Annotated in this window: 11 protein-coding genes; 1 reads left to right on the forward strand and 10 read right to left on the reverse strand. The window is 55.8% G+C overall.

Annotated features, from left to right (window positions below; genetic code table 11):
* The 8 genes from KIP88_RS48890 to KIP88_RS44500 all read right to left on the reverse strand — a co-directional run.
* Window positions 1-282, reverse strand: a 282-nt coding sequence (locus KIP88_RS48890) for an amidase family protein (protein WP_374226607.1), incomplete at its 3' end; no start/stop codon positions are given.
* 488 nt (window positions 283-770) lie between these two features.
* A complete protein-coding gene (locus KIP88_RS44470) occupies window positions 771-1,247 on the reverse strand; it encodes an Lrp/AsnC family transcriptional regulator (protein ID WP_214494377.1) in 477 nt (158 codons plus the stop codon).
* A gap of 153 nt (window positions 1,248-1,400) precedes the next feature.
* The gene (locus KIP88_RS44475) at window positions 1,401-2,483 is read right to left on the reverse strand and encodes an ABC transporter ATP-binding protein (RefSeq protein ID WP_214494360.1); all 1,083 of its coding nucleotides are present in this window, start codon (window positions 2,481-2,483) and stop codon (window positions 1,401-1,403) included.
* Window positions 2,484-2,610: 127 nt separating this feature from the next.
* On the reverse strand, window positions 2,611-3,717 hold the full coding sequence (locus KIP88_RS44480) for a PotD/PotF family extracellular solute-binding protein (protein ID WP_214494362.1): 1,107 nt from the start codon (window positions 3,715-3,717) through the stop codon (window positions 2,611-2,613).
* Between the two features lie 13 nt (window positions 3,718-3,730).
* Window positions 3,731-4,921, reverse strand: a complete 1,191-nt coding sequence (locus KIP88_RS44485) for a Xaa-Pro peptidase family protein (RefSeq protein WP_214494364.1) — start codon at window positions 4,919-4,921, stop codon at window positions 3,731-3,733.
* Entirely contained in the window at window positions 4,918-5,742 is an 825-nt protein-coding gene (locus tag KIP88_RS44490) for an ABC transporter permease (protein WP_214494366.1), read from the reverse strand. Before KIP88_RS44490 ends, KIP88_RS44485 begins: the two co-directional genes overlap by 4 nt.
* Window positions 5,720-6,649, reverse strand: coding sequence for an ABC transporter permease (locus KIP88_RS44495; RefSeq protein ID WP_214494367.1), 930 nt, complete (start codon window positions 6,647-6,649; stop codon window positions 5,720-5,722). The genes KIP88_RS44490 and KIP88_RS44495 overlap by 23 nt, the downstream gene beginning before the upstream one ends.
* A gap of 5 nt (window positions 6,650-6,654) precedes the next feature.
* Window positions 6,655-7,905, reverse strand: a complete 1,251-nt coding sequence (locus KIP88_RS44500) for an FAD-binding oxidoreductase (protein WP_214494369.1) — start codon at window positions 7,903-7,905, stop codon at window positions 6,655-6,657.
* Window positions 7,906-8,164: 259 nt separating this feature from the next.
* On the opposite strand from KIP88_RS44500, the gene dctP reads away from it, so the two are divergent.
* Window positions 8,165-9,625, forward strand: coding sequence for a TRAP transporter substrate-binding protein DctP (gene dctP / locus KIP88_RS44505; RefSeq protein ID WP_214494371.1), 1,461 nt, complete (start codon window positions 8,165-8,167; stop codon window positions 9,623-9,625).
* On the opposite strand, the gene KIP88_RS44510 is transcribed toward dctP, so the two are convergent.
* Together KIP88_RS44510 and KIP88_RS44515 are read right to left on the reverse strand one after the other, a co-directional pair.
* Window positions 9,617-10,177 carry a cupin domain-containing protein gene (locus KIP88_RS44510; protein WP_214494373.1) on the reverse strand — a complete coding sequence of 187 codons (561 nt, stop codon included), beginning with the start codon at window positions 10,175-10,177 and terminating at the stop codon, window positions 9,617-9,619. The two genes, dctP and KIP88_RS44510, sit on opposite strands and share 9 nt — an antisense overlap.
* Window positions 10,174-10,371: a hypothetical protein gene (locus KIP88_RS44515; protein WP_214494375.1), complete on the reverse strand. Its 198-nt coding sequence runs from the start codon at window positions 10,369-10,371 to the stop codon at window positions 10,174-10,176. Before KIP88_RS44515 ends, KIP88_RS44510 begins: the two co-directional genes overlap by 4 nt.
* Window positions 10,372-10,623: the final 252 nt, after the last annotated feature.

Here is a 10,623-nt window from a genome sequence, read left to right on the forward strand (position 1 = left end):
CGTTAAGCGTAAATCCCATGGATTTCGTGTGCTCGGCTTTAAGTGGCTAAATGTTCGGCCGAGCAACGCAAATTCGGGGGTAGTTGTCTTCCCGAACAAAATTGCGCCTCCGGCCCGCAGCCTTTCGACGCAGATCCGGGACCGGATCTGGCGCTGCGCTATGTCGAGGGCTCCGCGCCAGCTCCCGTCGCTACCGGCCTGCGGCAATTGCTGCTCTGGACATTCTGGAGCGCGAGGACCTACCCGGGAACACGCGCGCCTCGAAGAGTACTTCCAGAACACGTGAACTGAGGCGTTCAGTGGCGGCTTTTCGCCGATCGCGGGCTAGGTTCGGGTGTTGGACTTGTCGGATGCGGCTCGCAAGCGTGGCCTGATTGCTCGCGTGCGGTCGCACGGTGACTTCATCGGCTTCGCGGCGCCGCTCGCGGTGACCATGGCAGAGGCTGATGAATCGTAGGGATTGGTCGAAAGGCTGCCTCGCAGGTCACCAATGAACTGGCCGCGGAATCCGCGCATGCCTAATTTAGTTCGTCTCAAGGGGATTCCAAAGGTATTGCTGCTCGAGGCAATTGATGTTGAGGAGCAATTGGTCAACGATCCTTTGGAGGGATCACGCCGAGGCAGATGATTGTCGAGACGCGGTCTCATCCGGGTCAAATTGCAACCGCGCCAGTTCCTGAGCGCTGTGCGAGCTTGTCGTCCAACGCTCGCACAGGCCCGGACGAAGGCCTGGAACGAGACGAGGCCGCCAAGTGTCACATCAAGATTCGTCACCAACACGCGATAGAAGCCATTGGTAAAGTGAAGCCGGCTTTGACTCGATCCAAAACGACTATACTTTCAAAGCGCTTTATGTCTGGATTTTCGTGTACAAGGCGCCGAGTGAATTGCTCGTACTCTTCCATATTCGTTGATGTAACTAGCAGGAGGAAGTCGGCCTGGCCGGTAATATAGAATCCGCACATCACCTCAGGCATCTTGCAGATTGCACGCTTGAAGCGATCAACGATGTCGGCCCGAGCGCGCTCAAACGAAATGAGTACCGACACGGTCACGGTACGTCCGATCGCGTTTGGAGAAATGATAGAAACGTCCGCTTCGATGACGCCTTCCGATCGCAGACGTTTCAGTCGACGCTGAACTCCAGATGCAGACAAGCCGACCTTCGCGCCGAGTTCTTCACTGCTCTGGCGATTGTTGTGTTGCACGAGATCAAGAAGACGAACATCGATTTTGTCGAGTTCCATTGCTGCGCTGCGGTCAATACAGTGCTGCCTGGTCCAGGCATACGACGTGATTCCGCTTAGTGGGCCTGTCATTTTCAAACCTCCTCCCTAGTATAGTCTACGACGCACGATCTTTGATCGCAGTGACGGCTGGGCTGGAAAGCCACATTTCATTCAGTCGACGAGAAGCCGGCAATCCTCCGGGTCTATGGCGACCCAGACTTGGCTTCCCGCTTTAGATGGGAGATGTCGGCCGGCTGGTTCTGTTGATGTTAGTACGCATCCATCCTCAAGCCGTAGCTGATGGATCAAATAGGTGCCCTCATAAATTGAGCGTTCGAGTGTGGCCTTGAATGAATTTGCAGCCGGTCTCGGCTGGCTTGATGACAGCTTGACACGCTCGGCGCGAATTTGCAGCGTCATTCTGCCATTCGGCGAGACTGTCTCGGAGTGCGGTATTCCAACGAAGGACAACCCTCTGTCTGTCTTGAACTCAAGTTGTGAGCCTTCGGTCCGCTCAATGTGACCTTCGAAGAAATTCGATTGGCCCAAAAAATCGGCTACAAAGCGCGATAGGGGCTCGTTGTAGACCTCGCGCGGGCTGCCAAGCTGCAGAACTTTTCCGGCGTTCATGACCACGATCCGGTCCGACATGGCCAAAGCCTCGCCCTGATCGTGCGTCACGAAGATGAAGGTCACCCCTGACGCCTCCTGAATTTGCTTCAGCTCGACTTGCATCCCAACTCGAAGCTGCTTGTCGAGATTGGACAGAGGCTCATCGAGAAGCAAGACCGCCGGATTAACGACGAGAGAGCGCGCAAGCGCTACCCGCTGTTGTTGCCCGCCGCTGAGCTGGTGAGGGTAGCGATCCTGGATGTCGGGCAGTCTCATCAATTTCAGGGCTTCGCGAACACGCCGCTGCCTTTCGGCGAGACCAACTCCGCGGTACTTGAGGCCGAAGGCGACATTTTCAAAACTGGTTTTGTGTGGAAACAGTGCATAGTTTTGAAACATCAAACTGATGTCGCGCTGGTAGGGTGCGTGGTCATTGACCCGTTCGCCCCGGATCAGAATGTCGCCGCTTGTAGGCTTGAGCAGCCCCGCCACCATTCTCATGAGAGTGGTCTTTCCGCAGCCGCTCGGGCCTAGCAGGCTAACGAATTCGCCTCTTTGAACGCTGAGCGATACGTTGTCGACGGCTTGCACTCCGCCAAACGATTTTCTGACGTCAATAAGCTCCAGATCAGGCGTCGGCATCCCGGTGCACTCCCGTTGTCCCAGTCAATAGGCATTGATGCTCTTCCGGGGCCCTCTACCGGGACCAGCTCACACCTTCAGTGCGAATGAAGATGTTTGTTGGTCCCGGTGGGCCCGTCGTTCGCAATCAATTGCCGAGCTTTATCTCCTCAAAGCGCTCGATCCATTTGGTCTCGTTTGCCTCGATCAAACTTGGATTAAGATCTTTTCCCCTCGCGCGTAAGGCAGCGCCAATTTGTGCCAGATCGGGGAATTCCTTTTCGAACGCAGAGTGGTCATATGCGTCGTCTCTGAGGATGACCACATCCGATCCCAAGGCGCGCTTGTACGCCATGAACACTGCCGGGTCGTAGTAATGGTTGAGCAGTTGCTCGGCCAGGTCGCGATGCTTGGATCCCTTCGCGATAACCCAACTTTGCATCCACATGGGAGAACCCTCCTTTGGGATGTACCAGCCCAGATTAAGGCTGGACTTTTGATCGAGCGTCGGGCTGATCCAATAGTCAGATGCGATGATCTCGCGATTTGCCAGTAGTGTTCGATTCTCGGCGGCGCTCTTCCAGTAGGTTCGCACCAGATTTCGTTGGTTCTTCATAGTCTTGAAAAGCCGCTCTTCTTCATCCTTCGTCAATGAAGAAAGTGTTTCGAGGTCGTGGCCAAGATATGCCAAGTTCATCAATACTTCGTAGACAGCGTAATCCCGGAGCGCAAACTTGCCCTTGTATTTCGGATCATGGAACAGCTCGTACGTCTCCGGTGGCGATGTCGGGAATTTGTCCTTAGCATAGACGATGAGGAACGTTCCGGGGGCGTCCGCCAATTGATGCACGCCCGGGCCGGGATCGGTTTTCTGACGCTGGTATTTGGGGTCGACGAACTTCGTGTAGTTTGGCACGTTCTCCGTGCGGATCGTCTCAAGTAGATTAAGTTTGCTTCCACGAAAAATGCTGGTGCCTCCCATGTAGGCGAGGTCGTAGCTGCCCGGCGCTGACCTGACGTTGGCAAGCATTTGCTCGTCGGAATTAAAGGTACCAAGAGTTATCTTGACCCCATTTTTCTCGGCCCAAGGCTTGACGACGATGTTGTAGAACAGCTCACCCCGCTTGTCGGGGATACGATCGATTCGAAGCGCCTTTTCCTGCGCCGCCGCCGTGCTGACGGAAACGACGCCCCCGCAGAGGATCGCGATGAGGACGAGGAGTGCTCCCGTCCATCCAAATGATGTTCGGTTCATTCACCTGCTCCTTCTAGCTGACAACCTTGAATTCACGATCGTATCCGGTAAGGACCTCGTTGCCGGCGTCCGTTACCAGCACGGTTTCACTGAATCCGATGGTTGCCCGCGGATTCAGCACGACACCTGGAATGAGATGAAGAATCATACCGCTCTTGAGTTCGGCCTGGCCGTTCGGCTGGAGGTCCAGCACGTGCCATTCCCCCCAGCGGGGCGGGTACCCAATTCCCAAAGAGTACCCCATTCGGCGCGGCGTAGGACCAAACCCAGCTTTGACGATCTCAGATACGGCAACGTTATAAAGATCGCCGGTGGTTGCCCCCGGCTTGATCGCCGCAATGAGCTGATCGAGAGCAGTGATGACCGTTTCCGACGCTTTGCGCACCTGCTTATCTTCAGGCCTGATCTGACAAGTTCGCATCGTTGCCGCGGAATACCGAGACACGCATCCCGACAGCTCCATGAAGAGCACGTCGCCGCTATCGAGACGCCGTCGGCTCCATTGAGCGTGTCCGATCGGGTTGCGCTCTCCACTTTTGATCAAGTGCGGTATACCCGTGTAGTCGGAACCAAGAGCGATGCCTGTGGCTGAAATCGCAGCGGCAATCGAATTCTCTGTTGCACCCACGCGTGCCGAGTCGATTCCCTTGGCCATGATCTGCGTGGCGATGTTGGCAGCCTCCCTTGTAAGATCAATCTCGGGGGCGGACTTAACAAGTCGTACTGTGTCGACAATATTCGAAACGTCGACCAACTGGGCCGGCTCCAGTTCCCGACGAAGGCGTTCGTAGACTTCGACTGTCAGGAACCAACTGTTCTTTTCGATTCCGATTCGGCGGACATCTGGGAAGCGCCGTACGATCTCGACCGTTTTCGCGACCACGTCGTCGAGATCAAAGTACACGGACCGCTTCTCTACGGTCGATCGACGCGCATTCTCCGCCTCACCGCGCCGGGTCAGGATTTCCGGCTCGCCTTTGATCGGAAGAGCCAAGAACTGATATGCGAAATAACCCGACGTGTCGTAACCGCTGAGGTAGAATAGATTCTCCGGGGTGTGAACCAACATGAGATCGATGCCGCGCGACCTCATTGCGTCGCGCACCAAGGTTACGCGCCGCGCGTATTCGGCCGGTTTGAAAAGCCGCTCCGCGTCATTCATATTAAGATCTCCATTCTTGTTTTGAGTTTTGCCGACCGTCATGGCTTCGCCCGCAGATATTCGGCAATCAGAGGCAGCGGGATGGCGATCAAGATCATGAGAACACCGATCACATTGACCTCAGGCGAGAGCTGATCGCGGATCTTGTCGTACATAACGATCGGAAGCGTATAGAAGCTGGGGACAGCCCAGGTCTGAGTCGCCGGGTATTCCTGCAACGATGTCATGAATGCGAATACGATACCGGCTAGGATTCCCGGTTTGAGCAGCGGCAATGTCACTTCAAAGAATGTCTCGACTTCGTTAGCACCGAGACTCAAGGACGCTTCCTCGAGGTTTCGCGGAAACCGATACAGCTGCGCAGAGACTACGACCACGACGTAAGGCAGCCCGAGCAGCGTATGACCGATGACCAGATAGCCGAGCCCCTTTGGAATTCCCAACCCGTAAAGCAGTAGAACCAGGGCAATTCCGGTGACAACGGGCGGGACAATGAGCGGTACAAAGATGAGCAGATTGAGAAATTTCTTGCCGAGGAAGTCGCTGCGCACAAAGCCCAATGCACACAACGTACCGAGGATGGCCGCAAGCAGCGAGGACGCGACGGCCAATACCAATGAATTTCCCAGCGCGATGATCGTCGGATAGTCACTGAGAAAAAAACGATACCATGTTAAATCGTAACCCGTGTTTGGAAAGCGCATCACCTCGCCGGGGTCGAATGAGGTTATAAAAAGAAGAACAATTGGGGCGTACAGGAAGAAGTAGGCGAAGATCACGACGAGCCGCACCATTCGTCGACCGAGCTCAACGCGCCACACTTTGAATTGGGCGAGTGGATTAGACGCGGCTGCGAAGGCCATAGATATTCTCCAGAGACACGAGCCTGCCCGCCGCGGCAAGAACGATGAGCATGATCAAGAGCAGGGCGACAGTGAGCGCACAGGCGAACGGCCAATTGAACAGGACGAGGAACGTGTTGATGATCACGTTTGAGATCATCACCGCACCTGTGCCGCCCAAGATGGCGGGCGCCAAGAACGATCCGACTGCATAGATGAAGGTGAGGATCGCAGCCGCCGCCAGACCTGGAAGGCTCAACGGAAATATGACTTCTCTAAATGCCGCACCTTCATCAGCACCCAGCACGTGAGCTGCATCTACCAAGTCCTGCTCGATGCCTTTGACAACGGCATAGATCGGCAGAATTGCAAAAGGTAGTGCCGAATAGACGATTCCGATCACCACTCCGAGATGGCTGTACAATAGATGTAGCGGGCTCGAAGTGGCGTTAATCGACGAGAGCACCCAATTGATAACGCCATTATCCATCAAGATGAGAAGCCAAGAGAAAATCCTGACCAGATAAGACGTCCAAAAAGGCAGAACGATCAGCAATAGGAGAAATGGCGCAACGCTGCTTTTCATCCGGCCAAGGTAGTAGCCGACGGGATATCCAAGCAGGAGGGTTATCGCTGTGGATTCGACTCCGATTGCGAGCGACTCGAACAGGATTCGCCGATAGAGCGACGAGGTCAGAATACGGGAATAATTCTCGATCGTAAAGATCGGCACGATTGCGCCGCTCCCGCCGGAACGCATGAAGCTGTATGCCGCGATCAACAAGAGCGGAATAACGGCGAAGAGCATGATCCAGGCGATCGCCGGCCCGACCAGGAAGGCAGCGCCGAGCGCCGGATGGCGTCGGGACGCTGAAAGAAGCGCAGGTACGGGCCAGCTGCGGAAAGGGAGCGATATCGGACGCGTCATCACAGTCAGCCCTGCTTAAATCTTTCGAGGGAGTACGGTTTTGGATCGATTGTGGGTGTTCGCCCCATGAGAGTATCGCCGATCAATCGCGCAGTTGCAGGTGCGCCGACCATCCCGTAGTGGCCATGGCCCGCAGCGAGATAAAGATCGCGGCGAGCGGCCACTCGGCCAATGGCCGGAACGCTGTCAGGCAGCGACGGCCGCAAGCCCATCCAAATTCTCTTGTTCGTTCCCTTCAAGCCGGGGAAGATTTTTTCCCCGTGTCGACGAAGGATGAGCGCCCGTTCTTCGCACGGTGGAGCATGGATACCGGCAAACTCGACCGTTCCGCAAAGACACATGCCGTCTTCCATTTGCGTAAAACCAAATCCTCGCTCGCGATGCATGATCGGCATCTGAAGCTCGAGCGAACAGTCGCCAAGCAGGAGGTGATAACCGCGTTCGGGCTCGAGCGGCAGTCGAATACTCAAAGGATCCAGGAGCGACTTAGTCCAAGCTCCCGCCGCGAGAACGACCGAGTGCGCTTGGTGATAGCCGACATTTGTGATGAGGTTAAAACCGCCCCCCTCGCGAGGAACGAGTTTCAGGACCCGCTCGCATCTGATATCCCCGCCGGCCTGAATAAATATTTCTGAAAGCGTCTTTGTTAGTCGCGCTGGGCTAACGGTATAGCCGTTGCGCGGCAGCAAAATTCCCCGTTTTACGGCCGAGCTGATGCCCGGAAACATTTGGCGAAGCGTCTCGCTTGACAGCAACTCGCTCCGGACGCCGTGCTTCTCACGAAGTTGTCGCGCGACCGCATCAGAACGGCTTTCGTGTTCCGTCTCCCAGAGCTGAACAACCCCTGACGTTCTAATGAGGTCTGCGAACAGGTTCCGCCCGAGTAGCTCGCGATATCCGTCGAATGCGTCCTTGTGGAGCGCACGAAGCGCATCGGCCGAAGCCAACACGCGATCCATGCTACCAGCACGTACCCATTTCTGAAGCCACGGCGCGACTGTCGCCACATAGGATGGCTTAATAGCCACCGGGCCCATCGGATCGGCAAGCCAGCCCGGGACGTGTCGGAGCATGCCCGGCACCGCCATGGGTAGCGCGGTGTCAACACTGATCAAGCCGCTGTTGCCGAATGAGGCACCAGAGCCAGGATGCGACATTTCGAGGATCGCAACCTTTCGTCCGGCGCGTACAAGTAACAACCCAATGCATAGGCCAATGATGCCCGCGCCGACCACGACGGTTGTTTCTTGCTGCATGGATCCCTCACCACTGCCGCCCGAGACCGCCTGCCTCGGATGGAGTCCCGTTCGGCTGCCGCGCAGACTACCCGAAAATTGCTCGCCATCTAACGACGACAAAATTTTCCTGTCAAGAAAATTTAACGATGGCGCGTGACACATATTTTTTCCTGACGTATCATCCTAAGCTCGCAAAAGGGCATCTTTGCTGTTTCTCAATCGGCGAGATCGATTGGCAGCGCATCGGCCCGATCAATCATGGGCAGGAGTCCGCGTGGTGAAGTTCTCAAAATCGAACCTCCCGGCTCGGAAAAAGCCGGACAGCGACCTTCATCGAGTCGTTGGTAGACGCATCAAGGAGGCTCGCAAGGCGCTCAACATGAGCCTTGATGACGTTGCGGGGTGCGCTGGCCTGTCAGTCGCGCAATTATCGAAACTCGAAAACGGAAAAGCGTCGCCTACGGTCACCTCACTCATAAAACTCGGGAGTGAGCTAAAAAGACCCGTTGCGTACTTCTTGCAGACTGACAACCAGATCCCGCGGTGCTTGGGCACGCTGGTCCCGCGTCGGGATACCGAGGGCGCTGCCATCGAGCGGTTTGCCGAGCTTGTAAAAGCGAAGACGGAAGGCGATCTCTCGATTGCGGTTTTGTCGGCCTCTCAGCTCGGGACAGCCACCGGCCAAGTCGAGGGGTTGGTGAACGGGCTTATCGATATTTTCGTGGAGAGTCTGGGTTTCTTCGGATCATACGCCGACCTGGCTCGGGTTATCTCGATTCCGTTCTGCTTCGAGGACGAAGAGCACTATCAAAGGTTCCAGTCGAGCGATCTATTCGAACGCGAACTGCGTCAAGTATTGCGAACGCAGTCTGTCGAATTGATGGGGCCGCACTGGAACTGGCGGCGAGGGCCTACGCTCGTCATTCTATCAAAGCGGCCGATCTATTCGCCCGAAGATTTGCGAGGGCTTGCGGTACGGTCAACTGAGAATGAGGTCTTCACCCGATACTTGGAGATGCTCGGTGCGCACCCTGTTGTTGTGCCGTGGTCGGACGTTTACGATGATTTCGCCAATGGCAAATTCGAAGCCATGTTCACCAATCTAAGTCATGTTGTCAGCATGAGGTTTACGCGCATCGCTCGGCACGTGACGCAGCTAAACTATCGGCCGCTGGATCTTTCCTTCGCAATGAACCTTCAGCGCTATCAGATGCTGGTGCCATCCATCCAGGCCGCGCTTGACGACGCCGCCCTTATGGCCGGCCAATACTGCGGTGAGTTACTCGATTCGACCTTGCAGGAGATTCACCGACTTGTTGAGGAAGACAATGCTGTTGTTTGTCGAGTCCCAGTACGCCCTTGGCGCATGAATCGAAGAGGATCATCTCAGCGCTCGAACAAGAGGGATATTGGAAAGCTGGTTTGTTCGACGAGATTTCAACCCTTAGTAAAAATGAGCGATGAGAGGGGCGATCACAACCTATCTCCCATCCGAGCAGTGGCCGAACGACTGGTTGCCGATTGGTTGTTTCGACCCGAGCATGGTGAGTACGCCGGCGGTCGGAGCGGCCACCTCCACACCCGTTTTCGGCCAGCGATGCTGCAGGCCGCTGGCAGCGCGACCGGGGATGGCGCGCCCTCACCCGACATTGCGGGATTCCGTCCGCAATCTCACACGCCCCCCAACGCATTAGCTATGTCTTTCACTGGGAAGCAATTTGCGCCGCGATCAGAATGATGGCGGCGCACACGCGCTCACTACTTCGCATGGCTCTCCGCCAATGCACCTAAACCGATGCGGCCGACAACTGGAAAAACAATATGCATCGCCCGGGCCTAGTACACGCCGTTCATCGCCGACGGTGACCTCCAGGCGACCACTAATGATGACTCCGCCTTCTTCACCGGCATGGACAAGCTTTACTTTTCCCGTATCGGATCCCGGCGTGTAGGTCTCCTTGAGAATCTGGATTGAACGGCCACCCATATTGTTCCCAATCTGAAGGTAGGAAATGCCTCCTTTGCCGATCTCCGTGAGCTCCTTGTGCTTAAAGAAGATCTGCTCCCTACCTTCGTCTGCCAGCGCAAAGAATTCCGCCAAACTGATCGGAATGGCGTCCAAGATGCGCTTTAGAGCTCCCACCGATGGATTGGTCTGTCCGGATTCAATCAAAGATATGGTCGAGTTGACTACACCGGCCCTCTTTGCCAACGCGCGCTGTGAAAGCCGGCTGCGCTGTCTGATGTAACGCAGGCGGGTACCGATCTTTTCGTTGACGCCGTCAGTCATTGTCCGAAGCCGGTGCGTTTGCGCAATGGCTTGGCAACGCGCTCATTCGACAGTGAGTAGAAGTTGCTACGGTCTGCATTGACGTTGAGCGGGAGATCGTCAAATTCCTTGGGCTGAGCTCGCATCACTGCAGGTGTGGCGACTCCGGCCAAAGCTCGAAGACTTTTGAGGGTGCAGGTATCGTCTGCCTTCATTTCCTCAGCTCTATTTCCTGCAGAGCGACCGGACCTCTCCTCACCTGACAGACGCGCCATGATTGTCGGGGTCCCGGCAATTGAACGAACATTTTCTCGGCTGCCGTAAGCTCTCCAAATCCAGCGGTAGACCTTACTTTGTAGTACAAGGCTCCCTGCGACATGCCGATATCTGCCGCGACTACAATAGGGCCCGACATGAGCCCTGTGATCGGACGCAAGGCGCGGGCTGATCGAGCAGAGCGCTCAAAT

It is taken from the genome of Bradyrhizobium sp. SRL28, assembly GCF_018596315.1.
Classification (GTDB): domain Bacteria; phylum Pseudomonadota; class Alphaproteobacteria; order Rhizobiales; family Xanthobacteraceae; genus Bradyrhizobium.

Excerpts from the sequence above, each read along its gene's own strand:
- KIP88_RS44470 (WP_214494377.1), bottom strand. The coding sequence starts at position 1,247 with ATGGAACTCGACAAAATCGATGTTCGTCTTCTTGATCTCGTGCAACAC.
- KIP88_RS44475 (WP_214494360.1), bottom strand. The coding sequence starts at position 2,483 with ATGCCGACGCCTGATCTGGAGCTTATTGACGTCAGAAAATCGTTTGGC.
- KIP88_RS44480 (WP_214494362.1), bottom strand. The coding sequence starts at position 3,717 with ATGAACCGAACATCATTTGGATGGACGGGAGCACTCCTCGTCCTCATC.
- KIP88_RS44485 (WP_214494364.1), bottom strand. The coding sequence starts at position 4,921 with ATGACGGTCGGCAAAACTCAAAACAAGAATGGAGATCTTAATATGAAT.
- KIP88_RS44490 (WP_214494366.1), bottom strand. The coding sequence starts at position 5,742 with ATGGCCTTCGCAGCCGCGTCTAATCCACTCGCCCAATTCAAAGTGTGG.
- KIP88_RS44495 (WP_214494367.1), bottom strand. The coding sequence starts at position 6,649 with ATGACGCGTCCGATATCGCTCCCTTTCCGCAGCTGGCCCGTACCTGCG.
- KIP88_RS44500 (WP_214494369.1), bottom strand. The coding sequence starts at position 7,905 with ATGCAGCAAGAAACAACCGTCGTGGTCGGCGCGGGCATCATTGGCCTA.
- KIP88_RS44510 (WP_214494373.1), bottom strand. The coding sequence starts at position 10,177 with ATGACTGACGGCGTCAACGAAAAGATCGGTACCCGCCTGCGTTACATC.
- KIP88_RS44515 (WP_214494375.1), bottom strand. The coding sequence starts at position 10,371 with ATGAAGGCAGACGATACCTGCACCCTCAAAAGTCTTCGAGCTTTGGCC.